17 protein-coding genes are annotated in these 19,872 nt (G+C 46.1%); 3 read left to right on the top strand and 14 right to left on the bottom strand.

The genetic code is table 11. The features are described from left to right. Positions 1–7 precede the first annotated feature (7 nt). The gene (locus L5M40_RS16260) at positions 8–478 is read right to left on the bottom strand and encodes a regulatory protein RecX (RefSeq protein WP_394474718.1); all 471 of its coding nucleotides are present in this window, start codon (positions 476–478) and stop codon (positions 8–10) included. A gap of 17 nt (positions 479–495) precedes the next feature. Continuing rightward, on the bottom strand, positions 496–1,563 hold the full coding sequence (gene recA / locus L5M40_RS16255; protein WP_105251812.1) for a recombinase RecA: 1,068 nt from the start codon (positions 1,561–1,563) through the stop codon (positions 496–498). Positions 1,564–1,965: 402 nt separating this feature from the next. On the opposite strand from recA, the gene mutS reads away from it, so the two are divergent. Further along, the gene (mutS, locus tag L5M40_RS16250; protein ID WP_263256934.1) at positions 1,966–4,536 is read left to right on the top strand and encodes a DNA mismatch repair protein MutS; all 2,571 of its coding nucleotides are present in this window, start codon (positions 1,966–1,968) and stop codon (positions 4,534–4,536) included. Positions 4,537–4,668: 132 nt separating this feature from the next. Here mutS and rpoS read toward each other — a convergent pair whose 3' ends face one another. From rpoS to mazG, 11 genes are all read right to left on the bottom strand, one after another. After that, positions 4,669–5,649 (bottom strand): RNA polymerase sigma factor RpoS, encoded by a 981-nt coding sequence (gene rpoS, locus L5M40_RS16245; protein ID WP_028761361.1) that lies wholly within the window; start codon positions 5,647–5,649, stop codon positions 4,669–4,671. Positions 5,650–5,729: 80 nt separating this feature from the next. Then, positions 5,730–6,626: a peptidoglycan DD-metalloendopeptidase family protein gene (locus L5M40_RS16240; protein WP_263177298.1), complete on the bottom strand. Its 897-nt coding sequence runs from the start codon at positions 6,624–6,626 to the stop codon at positions 5,730–5,732. Positions 6,627–6,726: 100 nt separating this feature from the next. Continuing rightward, positions 6,727–7,362 (bottom strand): protein-L-isoaspartate(D-aspartate) O-methyltransferase, encoded by a 636-nt coding sequence (locus L5M40_RS16235; RefSeq protein ID WP_028761363.1) that lies wholly within the window; start codon positions 7,360–7,362, stop codon positions 6,727–6,729. After that, on the bottom strand, positions 7,359–8,108 hold the full coding sequence (surE, locus tag L5M40_RS16230; protein ID WP_105251808.1) for a 5'/3'-nucleotidase SurE: 750 nt from the start codon (positions 8,106–8,108) through the stop codon (positions 7,359–7,361). The genes L5M40_RS16235 and surE overlap by 4 nt, the downstream gene beginning before the upstream one ends. Continuing rightward, the gene (truD, locus tag L5M40_RS16225; RefSeq protein WP_219254092.1) at positions 8,105–9,220 is read right to left on the bottom strand and encodes a tRNA pseudouridine(13) synthase TruD; all 1,116 of its coding nucleotides are present in this window, start codon (positions 9,218–9,220) and stop codon (positions 8,105–8,107) included. Before truD ends, surE begins: the two co-directional genes overlap by 4 nt. Before the next feature lie 20 nt (positions 9,221–9,240). Next, the gene (gene ispF, locus L5M40_RS16220; protein ID WP_168822943.1) at positions 9,241–9,726 is read right to left on the bottom strand and encodes a 2-C-methyl-D-erythritol 2,4-cyclodiphosphate synthase; all 486 of its coding nucleotides are present in this window, start codon (positions 9,724–9,726) and stop codon (positions 9,241–9,243) included. Between the two features lie 37 nt (positions 9,727–9,763). Continuing rightward, complete coding sequence (gene ispD, locus L5M40_RS16215) at positions 9,764–10,555, bottom strand: 2-C-methyl-D-erythritol 4-phosphate cytidylyltransferase (RefSeq protein WP_028761367.1); 792 nt, start codon at positions 10,553–10,555, stop codon at positions 9,764–9,766. Between the two features lie 12 nt (positions 10,556–10,567). Further along, on the bottom strand, positions 10,568–10,867 hold the full coding sequence (ftsB, locus tag L5M40_RS16210) for a cell division protein FtsB (protein ID WP_105253074.1): 300 nt from the start codon (positions 10,865–10,867) through the stop codon (positions 10,568–10,570). A 99-nt stretch (positions 10,868–10,966) separates the two neighbouring features. Continuing rightward, positions 10,967–12,262, bottom strand: coding sequence for a phosphopyruvate hydratase (gene eno / locus L5M40_RS16205; RefSeq protein WP_105251763.1), 1,296 nt, complete (start codon positions 12,260–12,262; stop codon positions 10,967–10,969). Between the two features lie 230 nt (positions 12,263–12,492). Further along, complete coding sequence (locus tag L5M40_RS16200; RefSeq protein WP_012587102.1) at positions 12,493–14,130, bottom strand: CTP synthase; 1,638 nt, start codon at positions 14,128–14,130, stop codon at positions 12,493–12,495. Between the two features lie 116 nt (positions 14,131–14,246). Beyond that, complete coding sequence (gene mazG, locus L5M40_RS16195) at positions 14,247–15,188, bottom strand: nucleoside triphosphate pyrophosphohydrolase (protein WP_263177296.1); 942 nt, start codon at positions 15,186–15,188, stop codon at positions 14,247–14,249. Between the two features lie 508 nt (positions 15,189–15,696). Here mazG and aguA point away from each other — a divergent pair. Together aguA and L5M40_RS16185 are read left to right on the top strand one after the other, a co-directional pair. Further along, positions 15,697–16,809, top strand: coding sequence for an agmatine deiminase (aguA, locus tag L5M40_RS16190; RefSeq protein WP_263177295.1), 1,113 nt, complete (start codon positions 15,697–15,699; stop codon positions 16,807–16,809). A gap of 73 nt (positions 16,810–16,882) precedes the next feature. Beyond that, on the top strand, positions 16,883–18,589 hold the full coding sequence (locus tag L5M40_RS16185) for an amidase (RefSeq protein WP_263177306.1): 1,707 nt from the start codon (positions 16,883–16,885) through the stop codon (positions 18,587–18,589). 179 nt (positions 18,590–18,768) lie between these two features. Here L5M40_RS16185 and L5M40_RS16180 read toward each other — a convergent pair whose 3' ends face one another. After that, complete coding sequence (locus L5M40_RS16180) at positions 18,769–19,833, bottom strand: methionine synthase (RefSeq protein ID WP_263256933.1); 1,065 nt, start codon at positions 19,831–19,833, stop codon at positions 18,769–18,771. Positions 19,834–19,872 lie beyond the last annotated feature (39 nt).

Raw genomic sequence — 19,872 nt, 5'->3', positions numbered from 1 at the left:
TCCAAATTTAATAATTTTCATCGAGATCATTGGGATCTGAATCTAGTGCGTAAGTGATTTGATCGTAGCTAAAGCCTTGGCCCATTAAAAAACGCACTCGTTTGGCTTTTTCCTTCGCAATGAGATCCCGAGCTTTAGAGCCCTTCACTTCTGTTACGCGAGGAACACCGTATTTTTTGGTGGCTTTATCTTTTGCTAGCTCAAACCAGTCACAATCACAATTAACCAAAGCGGCTTCAATACAGTCTTTAGATAAGCCTTTCTGTGCGATTGCTTGGCGGATGCGTATTGTACCGTGGCCTCGACTGATGTGGCTACGCACTAACAGTTCAGCATAACGAGCATCATTAATAAAACCGGAGGATTCGCAAGCATTGAGTACAGGTTCGATATCGTTAAGTTCGAAACCTTTTTCGAGCAATTTATCGCGGATTTGTAAACGGGAATAATCGCGGCGCGCTAACAGCGCGACCGCAATTTGATGGGCTGACTGACTCAGAATACTTCGCCTGTCTCTAAATCAATATTGTCCTCAGTACTATCATCAGCTTTGGCAGCCAAGGCACTAGGATTGCTCAAAAGCAACTCACGTAGCGTCTTGTCAATTTCAGCAGCAATAGCTGGGTTTTCAGTCAGATATTTGCCAGCATTAGCACGACCTTGGCCGATTTTGTCACCTTTATAGCTGTACCAAGCGCCCGCTTTTTCAATCAACTTATGGGCTACGCCTAAGTCTACTAACTCACCAGTACGGTTAATACCTTGGCCATAAAGGATTTGGAACTCAGCCTGTTTAAACGGCGCTGCAACCTTATTTTTCACCACTTTAACGCGAGTTTCGTTACCGACCACTTCATCGCCGTCTTTAATGGCACCAGTGCGGCGAATATCTAGGCGAACAGAAGCATAAAACTTCAGCGCATTACCACCGGTTGTCGTTTCTGGGTTACCGAACATCACACCAATCTTCATCCGAATTTGGTTGATGAAGATAAGTAAGGTGTTAGATTGCTTTAAGTTACCCGCAAGTTTACGCATAGCTTGGCTCATCATACGCGCCGCTAGGCCCATGTGAGAATCACCAATTTCGCCTTCGATTTCAGCTTTAGGCGTTAATGCCGCCACTGAGTCGACTACGATAACGTCAACAGCACCTGAGCGAGTTAAAGCATCACAAATCTCAAGCGCTTGCTCGCCGGTATCCGGTTGCGAACACAGCAGGTTATCAATATCTACGCCCAATTTTTTAGCATAAATAGGGTCTAGTGCATGCTCTGCATCGATAAAGGCACAGGTTTTGCCTTCACGTTGCGCTGCCGCAATCACTTCTAAAGTCAGTGTTGTTTTACCTGATGATTCAGGACCATAGATCTCAACGATACGACCCATTGGCAAACCGCCAGCACCTAAAGCAACGTCCAGAGACAGAGAACCGGTAGAAATGGTCTCAACATCCATAGAGCGATCTTCGCCCAGCTTCATGATGGAGCCTTTACCAAATTGTTTCTCAATTTGGATCAATACCGCAGCAAGTGCTTTCTCTTTATTTGGATCGACCTTCATTCCTGTTCCCTCATCAAGACAAGCATTAAGCTGTCAAAAGTGATATTCAATTTACAAACGGGTAATTCAAAAAGCCGCGCTTTTTGTCTTAATTCTGCTGACTAGTATACTGTACAATCATACAGTATCAAGACCTGTGACTGAATTATTTTTAGCTGATAGGATTTTTAATATGGCCAAGGTTTTAGCGAATATCAAATCAGATAATAGCTCCCTTTGATCAATATCCATCGTTAAGGGCTCAATTTTCGCTAAATTATTGCTAAGATTGGCGCAACAAATTTTGCGTGGTCTTTTTAGCTGAAAATTGTACAGCAGTCTTCCGCTTCCATAGCGCTTAATCACCCTTAACCACACAAACTGTATCGCCTTTAGGCAGTCACAACGGACGATAACGATTTAATGAATGTAATTGATACCGATGATTTAGAAAAACATACTCCTATGATGCGTCAGTACTTGACGATGAAAGCAGAACATCACGATATGTTGCTGTTTTATCGCATGGGTGACTTCTACGAGTTGTTTTATGACGATGCTAAACGCGCTTCTGAGCTGTTAGGCATTTCACTCACTGCGCGCGGTAAAAGTGGTGGCGATCCTATTCCGATGGCGGGACTTCCTTACCATGCTGTGGAAGGCTATCTTGCAAAATTAGTTCAAATTGGTCAATCAGTTGCGATTTGCGAACAGATTGGCGATCCCGCGACATCTAAAGGGCCCGTAGAACGTAAAGTGGTGCGAATTGTCACACCAGGCACCTTAACCGACGAAGCGTTGCTACAAGAACGCCAAGACAATCTGTTAGCCGCGGTTTATCAAGGTAAAGTTGGTTTTGGTTATGCCACATTAGATGTTTCATCCGGACGTTTTGTGATTGCAGAGCTCGACACGCGAGAGTCATTAGAAGCGGAATTGCAACGCACTAATCCCGTTGAAATTCTCTACAGTGAAGACTTTGGCGAACTAGATCTACTTAACGGTTTTAAAGGTAAACGTCGTCGCCCTGAATGGGAATTTGATTACGATACGAGTATCAAGTTACTGCTAGCTCAGTTTGGCACTAAAGACTTACATGGTTTTGGCATCGCAGATGCACGTTTATCACTGCAGGCTGCGGGTTGCTTGATGCAATATGTCAAAGACACACAGCGCACGGCACTGCCCCATATTAATGCTATTATCCGCTTCAATCAAACCGATAGCATAGTACTCGATGCGGCAACTCGCCGAAATCTAGAACTCACTCAAAACCTTGCCGGTGGCCGCGATAATACCTTAGCGGCAGTATTGGATAATACGGCAACGCCTATGGGCAGCCGTATGTTACAACGCTGGATCCATCAGCCTCTGCGAGATCCTAAGCAAATCAAGGCGCGCCAACAGGCGGTGACTGAACTCCTCGATACCGCTGCCCACGAAGATTTGCATGAGCAGTTAAAGGCACTTGGCGATATCGAACGTATCATGGCAAGACTCGCGCTGCGTACCGCTCGCCCAAGAGACTTTGCCCGTTTACGTCAAGCTCTGGGCTTATTGCCTGAATTACAACAGAGTTTAAGCACACTGAGCGCGCCGCACACGACTCAATTACGGCAACACTTAGGTGAGTTCCCCGCTGAGCAAGCCCTGCTTGAGTGCGCGATAGTCGATAATCCACCTATGCTTATCCGCGATGGCGGGGTGATCCGTGAAGGCTACAACAGCGAACTGGATGAATGGCGCGGTCTGAGCGAAGGAGCGAGTGATTACTTAGTACAACTTGAAGCCAGAGAAAAAGAACGTACTGGCATCAATACACTTAAAGTCGGCTATAACCGCGTACACGGCTATTACATCGAAGTGAGCCGTCTGCAATCCTCACAAGTACCGCTCAATTATCAACGACGCCAAACACTTAAGAATATGGAGCGTTATATCACGCCTGAACTTAAGGAATACGAAGAAAAAGTCCTCTCGAGCCAAGGTAAAGCCCTGGCACTCGAAAAGCAGTTATGGGAACAGTTATTCGATCTTATTCTGCCGAAATTACATGAATTACAGGCTTTTGCTAGAGCTGCGGCTGAGCTTGATGTACTGAGTAACTTTGCCGAGCGTGCCGAAACCTTGGGCTACACTTGTCCAGAGCTGAGCCAAGATATCGGCGTACAGATAGAGGCTGGTCGCCATCCAGTGGTGGAGCGTGTTAGCCAAACGCCGTTTATCGCTAACCCAGTAATCTTACATAATCAACGACGTATGTTGATTGTGACTGGACCTAACATGGGCGGTAAATCAACCTATATGCGCCAAGTCGCCTTGATTACACTGATGGCCCATATTGGTTGTTTTGTTCCAGCAGATCGCGCCCTGATTGGCCCGATTGATCGCATCTTTACCCGTATTGGCGCATCAGACGATCTGGCCTCTGGCCGCTCAACCTTTATGGTAGAAATGACTGAAACTGCCAACATCCTGCACAATGCCACTGCCAGTAGTTTAGTGTTAATGGATGAAATCGGCCGTGGAACATCCACCTATGATGGTTTATCACTAGCTTGGTCGGCGGCGGAATATTTAGCCCAGCAAGTAGGGGCTATGACCCTATTCGCCACCCATTATTTTGAGCTAACTCAATTACCTGACTTAATGGCAGGTGTTTACAATGTGCACCTTGATGCCATAGAGCACGATGATACCATCGCCTTTATGCATGCAGTACAAGAAGGCGCCGCCAGTAAAAGCTACGGCTTACAAGTTGCGGCGCTTGCCGGCGTGCCAAACAAAGTGATTAAAGCAGCGAAACATAAATTGCAGCAATTGGAGAGTCGCGATCATCAACCAGAAGGAACGAGGACGCCCATTCAAAGCTTACTCGCTTTACCTGAACCGGTTGAAAATCCAGCTTTGACTAAATTAAGTAGCATTAATCCCGATAACTTAACGCCAAAACAGGCGCTTGATTTGCTCTATGAACTGAAACGCTTGAGCTAGACATCAGGTGATCTAAATAAAAGCCTAAAAATAACAACGCCCACTCTATAGTGGGCGTTTTACTTTATGACGTGATCTCACACTAAGTACATTTTCTGGATAGCTTCTCTGAAAGGCACCAGAAGACAGATATTAGTTTCTAAATAAAGCTTCAACAGATAAACCTTGAGAACCCAATAAATCACGTAAGCGTTTTAATGCTTCCACTTGGATTTGACGAACACGTTCACGGGTTAAACCAATTTCAGCCCCTACATCTTCAAGCGTAGAAGGTTCATAACCTAACAAACCAAAACGACGGGCTAATACTTCTCTTTGTTTTGTGTTCAACTCGTTAAGCCATTTCACCACCGAGTTAGAGATGTCTTCATCTTGCACTTTATAGTCAGGGCCAACACTATCATCATCGGCCAATACATCTAATAATGCTTTCTCGTTATCGCCCCCCAAAGGCGTATCAACAGAGGTAATTTTTTCATTCAGCTTAAGCATGCGGCTCACATCAGAGCTAGAAACTTGCAGTTTTTCAGCAATTTCTTCCGCTGTAGGTTCATGATCCAGTTTTTGTGCTAATTCGCGGGCTGTGCGCAAGTATACGTTGAGTTCTTTAACAACATGAATCGGCAAACGAATAGTACGAGTTTGATTCATGATAGCGCGTTCAATCGTCTGTCTGATCCACCAAGTCGCATAGGTTGAAAAACGAAAACCTCTTTCTGGGTCAAACTTTTCTACGGCACGAATTAAACCTAAATTACCCTCTTCGATAAGATCGAGCAGTGCTAAGCCGCGGTTATTGTAACGACGTGCAATTTTTACGACGAGACGTAAATTACTTTCGATCATGCGATTACGGGATTTTGCACAACCTTTTAAGGCCTTACGGGAAAAGTAAACTTCTTCTTCTGCGCTAAGAAGTGGGGAAAAACCAATCTCACCTAGATAAAGTTGAGTAGCATCAAGATTTTTTTGCAGGTCATCTTGGACCTGTTGTTCTATTCCTAGCTCTTGGACTAGATCGGTGGCAACTTCTTCTTTTTCAAGATCAAAGTCTACGGTTTCTACGGAAAAATCTACTAGTGCTTCTGCGGCAGTGCTATTTATGCGGCTCATGATCAAATCTCCCAAACCTAATTAAACTGCTGAATTAGTGCAATTTCCTATCCTCCATTTGCCAACAAGGCCCCAAACAATCATTGTTTAGGTAAATAAGTAAGTGGGTTTACAGACTGTCCATGGTAACGAATTTCAAAATGTAACATTACCCGATTGGCACCTGTATTGCCCATTTTTGCAACAGTCTGCCCTGCGAGGACATGTTGCTTTTCTTTGACTAAGATCTTGTCCGTATGAGCATAAGCACTAAGGTAATCGTCACTATGTTTAATAATCACTAAATTACCGTAACCCCTAAGAGCACTTCCTGCGTATACCACCCGCCCATCTGCAGCAGCTTTGATGATATCTCCCCGATTTCCCGCGATCTTAATACCTTTATTTCCCTGCTCATTGGCAGAATAAGTTCCGATTAACTTCCCTCTTACTGGCCACTGCCACTGACTCACACTGGCTGGCAGTGTTGAGGTGGGTGGAACCATTAGCTGGTTAACTTTTTGTTGGGAACTTGTTACAAGGTACGCGGGCTTAGCTTTCTGATCAAGTGTTTTTTTCAGATCGTTACTTGACTTAGCATTAGACTGATAAACCTTATCATCTAATTGTTTTTTATCACTTTTACTTGAGTTAGCATCTGAATTACCCGTTATATTTCCATCTAAAGTCGTAGATTTTGATTGGTTACTAGATTTAGCATTAGTTAAATATAAAATCTGTCCAGGGTAAATTGTATAAGGGTTATCTAATTGATTAAGTTTAGCTATTTCAGAAAAGTCTTTCCCTGCAGCCCAAGAAATAGAGTAGAGAGTGTCACCTTTTTTAACTTTATATGAATTCGATTTAATGTGGCCTTTGCTATTTTTAGAGTAGCTATGGGAAATATTTTCGACGGGTGCGGGTCTGCTGGCCTGAAAGCTACAGCCTACAAGCAGAAATATAAAGCAAAGGTTTAAGAGTAAACCCGCATTCAACAATAAAAACTCCTTGGTAAGGTTGTATTACTGTTTATGATGAGAAAATGACGCCTTCTGTGCAAAAAAAGCACTTCGCTTAACACAGTAGCACAACAAAAGGTTAAGCTAACTCTCCATTAATTAAAGGTACAAATTTAACCGTTTCAATGGTTTCAGAACTAAAGCGGTCAGCAGTGCGCGTAATACGCATCAATTGTTGAGTATCCTCTCCCACAGGTAAGACTAACACCCCTCCATCAGCCAACTGAGACAATAAAGCTTCTGGTATAGTCGCCGCCGCCGCAGTCACCATAATGGCATCGAACGGACTGCGATTAGCCCATCCCAACCAACCATCACCATATTTAAACGACACATTATGCAAATCTAATCGTTTTAAACGCTGTCTTGCTTGAATTTGTAAACCTTTGATCCGTTCGATAGTACAAAGCTGAGGCACCAATTGAGCCAAAATGGCTGCCTGATAGCCCGATCCCGTCCCCACTTCTAACACTCGCTGTGGCATCTTGTGCAGTAAGAGTTCGCTCATACGGGCAACGATATAAGGCTGCGAAATGGTTTGCCCTTGTCCAATTGGCAAAGCCGTATTTTCATAAGCTTTATGGGCTAGCGCATTATCGAGAAACATTTCTCGCGGCGTATGCGATATCGCCTTTAACACGGCTTGATTACGGATCCCCGCATCTTGAAGCTTTTTAGCTAAATTCACCGCCGATGTTAAGGCAACTCGAGTCATATTTTATCTACCCAATTTTGCAATGCCGTTAGTTGTCCGTAGGCGGTTAAGTCAACCGTCAAGGGCGTAATTGAAACATAGCCATTGGCGATAGCATGAAAATCAGTACCCTCTGTGGCATCCTGCTCTTGTCCCGGTGGACCAAGCCAGAAGATTTCACGTCCGGCAGGATCTTGCGTTCGCACTATGCCTTCGGCCTTATGACGAGCACCGAGGCGAGTCACTTTGATCCCTTTAATTTGATCAAGTGGCAAGTCAGGCACATTCACATTTAAGATCTGATCTTTTGCCAAAGGCTGGGCCAACAAACCTTGAACTATCCGCCGAGCATAAACAGCCGCCGATTGATAATGTTCGAATTTACGGCCATTAAGCGAAATCGCGATTGCAGGAAAACCTAAAAAGCGTCCTTCCATCGCGGCGGCAACCGTCCCCGAATATAAGGTGTCATCACCCATATTTGCCCCCGCATTGATGCCAGACACCACCATATCAGGTTCGCCATCACATAATTCTCGGATAGCCAAATGGACGCAATCTGTCGGTGTACCATGAACGGAAATATAGCCATTATCTAACCTATTAATTCTTAATGGATTAGTCAAGGTTAATGAGTTGCTCGCACCAGAGCAATTTCGATCCGGCCCAACAGTCAGTACAGTCGCAATTTCAGCCAAAGCCTCAGATAAGGCTTTGATACCTGGAGCATTAATCCCATCGTCATTGCTAACAAGGATACGAATCATGACTCTGCTTCAGTCTTAACAGTATCAGTGTTAGCCACTACGTTAGCGTTAGTTACCTCAGGCGCAGGCTCCTGCACCAATGTCGCTTGCCATTGCTGCTCTTTAACATCTTGATAATTAACCAACTCTCTCAATAATGATGTTGCAAAACTGCCCGCAGGCAACACAAACTCCAGCACTAAGCCATCAGCGGTTTGTTCATATTTAAGGCCTTGGGGCTCAAGCAGTAACGGACGGCGTTCTTGCTCTAATCCGGCGTGCTCTAAACCATAGCAATCGTCAGCTAACTCACTCATGGCTAAGGTTTCTACCGCAGCAGCTTCACCTTGGGGTAACATCATGCCGCGCCCCCACAATGGTGCAGAAAGTTGAATGTCTTTTTCAATCAGACGCTTCAATACGATGAGATCCCATTCAGGCGTAACAAAGAAGCTTTTGCTGCCCGCTAACATCACACAATCACCCGCTAAAGGCTTAGTGCCATGGTTGGCTAAACGATATGACACCACAGTGTTAAACAGATTTGAGCGCACGGCAGACAAATACATGCTGCGCTTATTTCTGTCTTTCACTTTTTTACCCGCCATCATTTGGCGACCAAACACTAAGTTTTTGCCATCGTGACCAAAGCGCTGCTCACCAAAGTAATTGGGCACGCCCACTTGAGCGACCTTTTCGATACGACTGATAATGTCTTCCACTTGGGTGACATTTCTCAGGGTAAGAATAAAGCGGTTACCGACTAAGGCACCAATTCGCAGTTTCTTGCTGTGGCGGCTGCTCGATAATATGGTCAAACGCTCGCTATTGAGATCCTTCCAAGCAGGCGTTTCTTTACCAGGAATACGCACACCGAACCATTGTTCTGTGATGGCATTTTTATCTTTTTGCCCAGCGTAGGTCACTTCCTTTGGATGCACCTTAGCAAACTTAGCGATCATTTCAGCGACTTGTACTGTATTTAGCCCTTCTTTGCGTACATGCAGCATATGATGTTCACCTTCACCCGTCGGGCTAAAAGGCAAAATCTCTTTCACGATAAAATCGCTATTTTGGGTTCTTAGATCTGCTGTACCTAAAGGCTTACCATACAGATAATGTAATTCGCTCATGGGACTTTTTTACTCTTAAGTTAATCGTGTTTGCGGGCCATAAGTACCACGGCTTCTACCGCAATACCTTCTTTACGCCCGGTAAATCCAAGCTGTTCAGTCGTGGTCGCTTTGACATTAATATCGTCAAGTTCCGCGGTTAAATCGGCGGCTAATATCTGGCGCATTGCCTCTATGTGCGGTGCCATTTTAGGAGCTTGGGCTATGATAGTGACGTCAAGATTGCCGAGCACAAAGCCTTTCGCTCTCGCTAAAGCATAGCAATGACGCAGCAATACGCGGCTATCGGCACCCTTATAGGCGGCATCGGTATCGGGGAAATGTTTGCCTATGTCACCGAGCGCTAAAGCACCGAGGATGGCATCGGAAATCGCATGCAGTACCACATCACCATCTGAATGTGCGACTAGGCCTGTTTCATAGGGTACTTCCACGCCACAAAGGATAAGTGGCCGCGCCGCACCAAATTTATGCACATCGAAACCATGGCCGATACGGATTTTCATTTAATATTCCTAACGTATTATTTTACTTTGATTATGACTATTTAACGGCACGCATCAAAAACAGTTCGGCTAGCCCTAAATCGTCGGGATGCGTTACTTTTATATTATCAGCACGGCCCGAAACGAGTCCGGGTGATATCCCCGCCCATTCCATCGCCGAAGCCTCATCTGTGACTACCGCACCTGCAGCCAGAGCCGCATTGAGGTAATTTTTTAATTGCTGCGCTGGAAATAACTGCGGCGTCAATGCATGCCATAAATTATCGCGGCACACAGTGGCACTGATTTCACCCTGTTTATTCGCGCGCTTCATGGTATCGCGTACAGGCATTGCCAAAATAGCACCTTGGGGGAATTGCACTCTAGATGCGAGTAACTTGTCGATATCCGTCGCGGTTAAACAAGGTCTTGCCGCATCATGCACTAAGGCCCAACTGTGCTCGGGCGCAATTTGCAGCGCCGCCAACACAGAATCAGCGCGCTCACCGCCACCTATTACTGTAATCAATTTAGGGTGCACGGCCTGTGGCAAGGTATCGAAGATAGTATCGTTCGAATGTAAGGCAACGATCACTTGAGAAATGTGCGGATGGGACAAGAGCTTATCTAAGGTATGAGCAAGAATACTCTGGCCGCACACCTCAAGATATTGCTTAGGTCTGTCGGCGCCCATACGGCTACCTATGCCTGCGGCGGGAACGATGGCAACCACAGCTTGAGTGACATGCTCAGCTTGGCGCTGCAATTCAATTTGTGTTACCAGATCAGATTGACTATCGGGATTGGATTGTTCATTTAATCCAAGATCTAAATGTCCTAGCTCTGTCATCCTAACTCCATATTACTGAGATGGACTCGATACCGAGCGCTCACCACCCACGACGCGATAGAAGGTCTCGCCTTCTTTAACCATGCCAAGTTCGTTGCGTGCGCGCTCTTCGATGGCTTCTGTACCACTTTTCAGATCGATGATTTCTTCCTTCAGCACTTGGTTACGCTCATTGAGTTTGGCGTTACCTTCTTGCTGGGCGGCAATTTGTTTTTGCAGAACGAAATATTCAGGAAGACTATTACCTCCCGACCAAAGACGGAATTGCAGTACACCGAGTAGCACTATGAGTGCAATGACAAAAAATTTCATGGAGGAATTAGCGTCAGTATCTTGGATTAAAAAAATATACAGCAGATAGTACAACAAAAAAGGCCACCAAGTGGTGGCCTTTTTACATCAAATATTAAATTACGCCTGACCTTTGATCTCTTTCAAACCACGGTATGGGGCTTTTTCACCTAATTGCTCTTCGATGCGCAGCAATTGGTTGTACTTAGCTACACGGTCAGAACGACACAGTGAACCGGTTTTGATTTGACCAGCAGCAGTACCCACGGCTAAGTCAGCAATGGTTGAATCTTCAGTCTCACCACTACGATGTGAAATCACGGCGGTATAACCCGCTTCTTTCGCCATACGAATAGCCGCTAAAGTCTCAGTCAATGAACCAATTTGGTTAAACTTGATAAGGATTGAGTTAGCAATACCGTTTTCAATACCACGGGTTAAGATTTTAGTGTTAGTAACGAATAAATCGTCGCCCACTAATTGGATCTTGTCGCCCATGATTTGAGTTTGGTAAGCCCAACCATCCCAATCTGATTCGTCTAAGCCATCTTCGATAGACACGATTGGGTATTGGTCAGCCAATGATTTTAAGAAATCAGAGAAACCGTTCGAGTCGAAGACTTTGCCTTCGCCCGCTAAATCGTATTTGCCGTCTTTGTAGAATTCAGATGCAGCGCAATCCAGCGCTAACGTGACATCAGTACCTAACTTGTAGCCAGCCAGTTCAACCGCTTCTTTGATAATGGCTAACGCATCAGCGTTTGACGCTAAGTTAGGTGCAAAACCACCTTCGTCACCCACAGAAGTGCTTAGACCTTTGTCGTGCAATACTTTTTTCAGCGTATGGAAGATTTCAGCGCCCATGCGCAGTGCTTCACGGAAGGTTTTCGCGCCAACAGGTTGCACCATGAATTCTTGGATATCAACGTTGTTATCCGCGTGCTCGCCACCGTTTAAGATGTTCATCATAGGCACAGGCATAGAATATTGGCCTGGTGTACCGTTTAATTCAGCTATATGCGCGTATAAAGGAATACCTTTAGATGCTGCTGCTGCTTTAGCAGCCGCTAAAGACACAGCCAGAATCGCGTTTGCGCCTAACTTGTCTTTGTTTTCTGTGCCATCTAAGTCGATCATGATTTGATCAAGCTCAGCTTGTGCAGTCGCATCTTTGCCTAATAATGCAGCGCGGATGACACCGTTTACGTTAGCAACAGCTGTTAATACGCCTTTGCCTAAATAACGGCTCTTATCGCCATCACGTAATTCTAACGCTTCGCGGCTACCGGTTGATGCACCAGAAGGCGCCGCGGCCATACCCACAAAACCACCTTCTAAATGCACTTCGGCTTCAACAGTTGGGTTACCACGAGAATCCATAATCTCGCGACCAATCACGTTAATAATCTTAGCCATAACACCCTCGATTTAAGTTTAAAGATAAAAGAAAAAACCAATACCTATGGGAATAAATGGAAGTCACATACCGCAGAAAATAACAAAATTCCATTTACGGTTTGCGTCCATACAGATGCAACGGATACGCATGCTGTTTACACCCAGAAGTATTAAATTCTTATGTTTCAAGTCGCGACGAGTGTAGCAAAAGGCCGGCCCCACTGTCGCGGGTCCGGCCTCAAATATTCTTACTTCAGATCACGTTTTTGATGCGCACTTGCCGCAGCAATAAACCCTTCGAACAATGGGTGACCATCGCGCGGCGTTGAGGTGAATTCAGGATGGAATTGACCTGCAACAAACCATGGGTGATCTTTTAATTCGATCATTTCCACCAGTTTGCGATCAGAAGACAGACCGCTGAAGATCATGCCAGCTTGCTCTAAACGCTCTCTGTATTTGTTGTTCACTTCGTAACGGTGACGGTGACGTTCTACACAGCTGTTGCCTTTGTAGGCTTGAGCCGCTTTTGAACCCTCGAGTAAATGACACAATTGAGCGCCTAAACGCATAGTGCCACCTAAGTCAGACGCCTCATGGCGCTGCTCAACATTACCTTCTTCGTCAATCCATTCAGTGATCAAACCCACCACTGGGAACGGTGTTTCTTTATTAAATTCAGTTGAATGTGCATCAGCCATACCTGCAACATTACGCGCAAATTCAATCAGGGCAACTTGCATACCTAAACAAATACCGAAATACGGTAGATTGTTTTCACGGGCAAATTTTGCCGCCAGTATCTTACCTTCAACACCACGCTCGCCGAAGCCGCCTGGTACTAAGATACCGTCTAAGCCTTGTAAGACTTCTTCGCCTTTAGCTTCTACGGTTTGTGAATCAATGTACTTGATGGTCACAGATACGCGGTTTTTAAGGCCAGCGTGTTTTAATGCTTCGTTGACTGACTTATAGGCATCTGGCAGTTCAATGTATTTACCCACCATACCAATAACGACTTCGCCGTTTGGATTAGCTTCTTGATAAATAACATTTTCCCACTCAGACAGATCCGCTTCACGGCATTCTAAACCGAAACGCTTAACCACTAAGTCATCCAAACCTTGTGAACGTAACAAAGCTGGGATTTTATAAATACTATCAACATCTTTTAATGAAATAACCGCACGCTCTTCGACGTTACAGAACAGCGAAATTTTGGCTTTTTCATTCGCAGGAATAGCACGATCACCACGGCAAACCAGCACATCAGGTGCAATACCGATAGAACGCAGCTCTTTTACTGAGTGTTGAGTTGGCTTAGTTTTCACTTCGCCAGCCGCACCTAAGAAAGGCACTAAGGTTAAATGCATGAACAGAGTACGATCGCGGCCAAGCTCAACGCCGAGCTGACGGATAGACTCTAGGAATGGCAAGGATTCGATATCACCCACAGTACCGCCGATTTCGACGATAGCCACATCATGGCCTTCGCCACCGGCTAATACTTTTTCTTTAATCGCATTAGTGATGTGTGGGATAACCTGAATGGTTGCGCCCAAATAATCGCCACGACGTTCTTTACGCAATACTTCTTCGTAAATACGACCGGTAGTGAAGTTGTTACGACGATTCATCTTAGTACGAATGAAACGCTCATAGTGACCCAAGTCGAGATCTGTTTCTGCACCGTCTTCAGTAACAAATACTTCGCCATGTTGGGTTGGGCTCATGGTACCCGGATCAACGTTAATGTAAGGGTCCAGTTTCATGATGGTTACATTGAGACCGCGGGCCTCTAAAATTGCAGCTAATGATGCTGCTGCAATGCCTTTACCTAGTGATGAAACAACGCCACCAGTAACGAAGATATACCTTGTAGTCATGCTGAACCTGAGAAAATGAGTTTGAAAATACGTGCTTGTAAGAAAGCACTAGGACGGGGCAGTAGTATACCAAAGGCGGCGCGATTCGACAAACACCAATCGGGATAATTTGCCGTTTATCTCGTCTCTGTCGCTTTTACTTGGTCCCAATAGGCATCGAGCTCCATTAATGTGTGCTCTTCCATGCTTTTACCGCTGTCACTGGCTAACTGCTCAACGCCGCGAAAACGGCGTTCAAATTTAAGGTTAGCTTGGCGCAACGCTTGTTCTGGATCGACCTTAAGATGTCGAGCTAGATTCACCACGGCAAACAGCAAGTCGCCCATTTCGGACTGCACTTTAGCTTGGTCTTGCTCGGGTTGATTCACTTCATGCAAGACTTCATCGATTTCTTCATGGATTTTAGCGACCACGGGCTCAAGCTCGGCCCAATCAAACCCGACTCGCGCCACCCTTTGCTGAATTTTGATTGAGCGCGACAACGCAGGTTGGGTACGCGGAATATTGTCTAACGCAGAAACCACAGTATCTGCTTGGGTTTCACCCGCCACTTGCAGGGCCTTTTGTTCACGCTCAATCGCTTTAATTGCTTCCCAATTGGCTTTCATCGCTTGGGCGCTATCGCCTATTTGCGGATTTTGCTCACCAAACACATGGGGATGCCGACGGGTTAACTTGTCGCTGATTTTCTCAATCACGCTCGAAAAATCAAACTTGCCTTGCTCTTTACCGAGCTGACAATAAAATACGATTTGAAATAATAAATCCCCAAGTTCATCGGGCAACTCATCCCAGGCTAAACGCTCTATGGTATCGGCAACTTCATAGGCTTCCTCTAAAGTAAAAGGCACTATGGTTTGAAAGGTTTGTGCTTTATCCCACGGGCAACCCGTGTGCGGATCACGCAGTTTTTCCATAATGTTAAGCAGCGGCTCAACATCTGTTATAGACAGTTCCGTTGTAGAAGGTTCCATTGTAGAAGTTTCAGTGAGAGAAGGTTCAGTGAGAGAAGTTTCAGTAGTAGAAAATGAGGTTAATGGCGCCGTGTGGGAAGTCATGCTGATATCCTTTAAAGATAAATACTGCAACGGGCGAATATTGAGAAAGAACAAAAAATACGCCTCCGCAGTGTTTTTTAGCAAAAGGCTACAATAAAGCGATGATGATAAGCTAGGTAAAATAAAAGTGCTATTTTGATGCTGAGATCAGATTTTAGTGACGTATTTCAACTAAGACTTATTTTAACTAAAGAGTATTCGCTCCATTTCGTAATTCACTCATCTCGTGAGCAATAAATTGACAAGCTTCCTCCTCAACAAATTCTCATCTATGTCCTGCATACAAGTATTTAGCGCAAGCCATCTTAAATGATAAGATACGCAGCAATATTTCAATGAAGCTAAAACTCACCGAGTGAAGACCTGACAATTGCGGCCAAACTATGCACATGATAAATGCGGTCCTTCAATTTATTCATTTGATTGATGTTAGGTATATTTCGATTCTGTCGTCCGATGTTAGGACGCACACCCTTATCGTTTTTAAGCATTACTGGAGACAAAACTCATGACAAACGTGACAGTGGATGCCACGCAGCTAACGACTAAGCCATCCCAAGATGGTTTTTATATGCCTGGCGAATGGGCTGCGCAGCAAGCGGTGTGGATGATTTGGCCCTATCGTCCTGATAACTGGCGTGCAGCTGGTGCTTATGCTCAGGCGACCTTTGCTAAGGTGGCCGATGCCATTGGTGCGGCAACCCCTGTTTATATGGGTGTTCCTAAGACGTTTTTAGCCGAAGCTAAAGCGGTGATGCCATCCCATGTCACTTTGGTTGAAATGGACAGTAACGATTGCTGGGCTCGTGACACTGGGCCAACCGTAGTTGTGAATGACAATGGCGAATGCCGTGGTGTTGACTGGGGTTTTAATGCTTGGGGCGGCCATAACGGTGGTTTGTACTTCCCATGGGATAAGGACGAGCAAGTCGCGCAGCAGATGCTTGCGCAGCATGGTTTTGCCCGTTACAGCGCGCCGCTGATCCTCGAAGGTGGCTCCATCCATGTCGATGGTGAAGGCACCTGTATGACGAGTGCAGAATGTTTACTCAATGCCAACCGTAACCCTGAACTGACAAAAGAACAGATTGAAGACTTACTGCGTGACTATTTGAATGTTAAGCAGTTTATCTGGTTGCAAGATGGCGTGTATATGGATGAGACCGATGGCCATATCGACAATATGTGCTGTTTTGCCCGTCCTGGTGAAGTCATTCTGCACTGGACCGATGATGAGACTGATCCCCAGTATCCACGCTCAAAAGCGGCGCTAGAGGTCTTGCAAAATACCGTAGATGCCAAAGGCCGTAAGTTAAAAATCCATCTGTTGCCACAACCGGGGCCGCTGTATTGCACCGAAGAAGAATCAAAAGGTGTGGCCGAAGGCACTGGCGTGCCACGCACGGCGGGTGAGCGTTTAGCCGGTTCTTATGTGAACTTTTTAATCACCAATAATCGCATCGTGTTCCCACTGCTTGACCCTGCAACCGATGATATCGCAGCCGAAAAACTGCAGGGAATCTTCCCAGAGCATGAAATTGTGGGTGTGCCAGCCCGTGAGATTTTATTAGGTGGCGGCAATATCCATTGTATTACTCAGCAAATCCCTGCTGGAAAGTAACCCAAGGAGAACAGCATGACGATTGATGTCACTGTTATTACACCACAATTGGCTTTCTGCGGGAGGGCGCAAGATGTTTGAAGTCACTGAAGTTTCCATTGCCGAGCTGCGTGCTGCGCTCGAATCTGGCCGCACCACCGCAGTGGAGTTAGTGAAGTCGTATCTCGCGCGGGTTGAGGCGTATGACGGCCCTGCGACAAAGACTAAGCTCAATGCGTTAGTGGTACACAATCCCGATGCGCTCAAAGAAGCTGAGGCGTCAGATGCGCGCCGCGCCCGTGGTGAAATACTGAGCCCACTTGAGGGTATTCCTTACACCGCTAAGGATAGCTATTTGGTGAAGGGACTGACAGCGGCGTCTGGCAGTCCAGCCTTTAAGGATTTAGTGGCACAATACGATGCCTTCGCCGTTGAGCGCCTACGCGCCGCGGGTGCCATTTGCTTAGGCAAAACCAATATGCCACCTATGGCCAATGGCGGTATGCAGCGTGGTCACTATGGCCGCGCTGAAAGCCCATACAATGCTAACTACCTCACAGCGCCCTTCGCTTCGGGCTCTTCTAATGGGGCGGGCACGGGCACGGCGGCAAGTTATTCGGCTTTCGGTCTTGCCGAAGAAACGTGGTCAAGCGGTCGAGGTCCTGCGTCTAATAACGGTTTGTGTGCTTACACTCCGTCTCGCGGCGTGATTTCCGTGCGCGGTAACTGGCCGTTAACGCCGACCATGGATGTCGTCGTGCCTTATACCCGCACTATGGCGGATATGCTTGAAGTGCTGGATGTGATTGTGGCCGACGATCCTATCACCCGTGGCGATCTCTGGCGTCTGCAACCTTGGGTACAAATCCCTAAAGCATCGACAGTTCGCCCAGAATCTTATCTGGCGCTGGCGGCTAGCGCAGACACACTTAAGGGTAAGCGTTTTGGCGTGCCGCGCATGTACATCAATAAAGATGAATTGGCGGGCACCAGCGAAAACCCAGGTATCGGGGGGCCAACGGGTCAACGTATTCATACCCGCCAATCGGTTATCGATCTATGGGAAGCGGCTCGTAAAGCCTTAGAAGCCGCTGGCGCGGAAGTGATTGAAGTCGATTTCCCGTTGGTATCAAATTGCGAAGGTGACCGCCCAGGTGCGCCGACCGTGTTTAACCGCGGTATCGTCACGCCTCAGTTCCTCCATGATGAATTATGGGAACTCTCAGGTTGGGCATTCGATGAATTCCTGCGTGCTAACAATGACCCTAAACTCAACAAGCTTGAAGATGTTAACGGCTATCTGATTTTCCCACACGATTTAGGCACCTTGCCTAACCGTGAAGGTGACTTAGCGGCAGGCATGGAAGAGTACGTCAACATGGCTAAGCGTGGTCTTAAATCCTATGACCAGATCGACAGTATTCCCGATGGTCTGCGTGGCTTAGAGAAGACGCGTAAGCTAGATCTCGAAGACTGGATGGACGGGCTAAAGCTTGATGCCGTGCTGTTCCCAACCGTGGCAGATGTGGGCCCTGCCGATGCCCATGTGAATCCGGCTTCAGCCGATATCGCTTGGAGCAACGGAGTTTGGGTCGCTAACGGAAACCTTGCGATTCGCCATTTAGGCGTGCCGACTGTGACTGTGCCTATGGGCGTGATGGCCGATATTGGCATGCCAGTGGGTTTGACCTTCGCAGGTCGCGCCTATGACGATAATAACCTGCTTAAATTTGCAGGTGCATTTGAGTCAACAGGTGACAGGCGCATGATACTGCCACGCACGCCAAAGCTTGGCCAATAAGCGCTAAGACAATGCATAAGCCCAAGCACTAAATGCATGAGCTTAAAAATGAAAACGGGATTGTCATCAAGATGCCAATCCCGTTTTTTAATACCGACATCGATACCTTTTCAACAAAGCTGGACTCATACTGCTATAAAACATACTGCTGTAAAACAGGCTGCAACACTTAACGCGTCTTATCTTAATGCTAAGAGTTCTTTTCTGACGATCTCTGCGCCTGCACTTAAGGCGTTGAGTTTGCCTCTTGCGACTTGATGGGATAAAGGTGTCATGCCGCAGTTGGTACAAGGATAGAGCTTGTCGGCATCGACAAATTTAAGGGCTTTTCGTAGGGTGTCAGCCACTTCCTCAGCGGTTTCAATCGCGTCGGTGGCGACATCAATAGCGCCAACCATGACTTTCTTACCGCGAATGAGTTCAAGTAGCTCCATTGGCACATGGGAGTTGTGACATTCTAGCGAGATAATATCGATATTAGACTTTTGCAGCTTAGGAAACACTTCTTCATATTGGCGCCACTCTGAGCCCAAGGTTTTTTTCCAATCTGTATTGGCTTTAATGCCGTAACCATAACAAATATGCACCGCCGTTTCGCATTTTAGCCCTTCAATGGCTCTTTCTAAACAGGCAATGCCCCAATCGTTTACCTCATCAAAAAACACATTAAAGGCAGGCTCATCAAATTGGATAATATCAACACCCGCCGCTTCTAATTCTTTGGCTTCCTCATTAAGAATTTTGGCAAATTCCCAAGCAAGCTTTTCGCGACTTTTATAATGGTCATCATAAAGCGTATCTATCATGGTCATTGGGCTAGGCAGCGCCCATTTAATCGGTTGCGTGGTTTGCTTGCGTAAAAATTTAGCATCTTCAACAAACACCGACTTTTGGCGGCTCACTGGGCCGACAACCGTAGGCACGCTCGCATCATAGCGATCACGAATTTTAACGATTTTACGTTTTGAAAAATCAACGCCATTGAGGTGCTCAATAAAGGTAGTGACAAAATGTTGCCGCGTTTGCTCGCCATCACTGACAATATCAATCCCTGCTAGCTGTTGATCCTGTAATGACAAACGCAGTGCATCGTGTTTACCGGTAATTAATTCCTCTCCTTGCAACTTCCATGGAGACCAAAGTGTTTCAGGCTCTGCAAGCCATAAAGGTTTAGGCAAACTGCCCGCAGTTGAAGTCGGTAACAGTGTCTGGTTAAGCGATGTTTTTTTAAGTCGTGTTGTCATAATAATGATGCCGTATTGGATTAATTAATGAGCGTGACA

The sequence above is a fragment of the Shewanella sp. SM68 genome (genome assembly GCF_025653925.1).
Lineage (GTDB): Bacteria > Pseudomonadota > Gammaproteobacteria > Enterobacterales > Shewanellaceae > Shewanella > Shewanella oncorhynchi.
Note: the sequence above shows the minus strand (reverse complement) of the source record. Positions and strands in the feature narration are given on the sequence as shown.

Coding starts and splice junctions, on each gene's coding strand:
- L5M40_RS16185 (WP_263177306.1), top strand. CDS start 16,883: ATGTTTGAAGTCACTGAAGTTTCCATTGCCGAGCTGCGTGCTGCGCTC.
- L5M40_RS16235 (WP_028761363.1), bottom strand. CDS start 7,362: ATGACTCGAGTTGCCTTAACATCGGCGGTGAATTTAGCTAAAAAGCTT.
- ispD (WP_028761367.1), bottom strand. CDS start 10,555: ATGACAGAGCTAGGACATTTAGATCTTGGATTAAATGAACAATCCAAT.
- eno (WP_105251763.1), bottom strand. CDS start 12,262: ATGGCTAAGATTATTAACGTGATTGGTCGCGAGATTATGGATTCTCGT.
- ftsB (WP_105253074.1), bottom strand. CDS start 10,867: ATGAAATTTTTTGTCATTGCACTCATAGTGCTACTCGGTGTACTGCAA.
- rpoS (WP_028761361.1), bottom strand. CDS start 5,649: ATGAGCCGCATAAATAGCACTGCCGCAGAAGCACTAGTAGATTTTTCC.
- mutS (WP_263256934.1), top strand. CDS start 1,966: ATGAATGTAATTGATACCGATGATTTAGAAAAACATACTCCTATGATG.
- L5M40_RS16200 (WP_012587102.1), bottom strand. CDS start 14,130: ATGACTACAAGGTATATCTTCGTTACTGGTGGCGTTGTTTCATCACTA.
- ispF (WP_168822943.1), bottom strand. CDS start 9,726: ATGAAAATCCGTATCGGCCATGGTTTCGATGTGCATAAATTTGGTGCG.
- recA (WP_105251812.1), bottom strand. CDS start 1,563: ATGAAGGTCGATCCAAATAAAGAGAAAGCACTTGCTGCGGTATTGATC.
- surE (WP_105251808.1), bottom strand. CDS start 8,108: ATGATTCGTATCCTTGTTAGCAATGACGATGGGATTAATGCTCCAGGT.
- mazG (WP_263177296.1), bottom strand. CDS start 15,188: ATGACTTCCCACACGGCGCCATTAACCTCATTTTCTACTACTGAAACT.
- L5M40_RS16180 (WP_263256933.1), bottom strand. CDS start 19,833: ATGACAACACGACTTAAAAAAACATCGCTTAACCAGACACTGTTACCG.
- aguA (WP_263177295.1), top strand. CDS start 15,697: ATGACAAACGTGACAGTGGATGCCACGCAGCTAACGACTAAGCCATCC.
- truD (WP_219254092.1), bottom strand. CDS start 9,220: ATGAGCGAATTACATTATCTGTATGGTAAGCCTTTAGGTACAGCAGAT.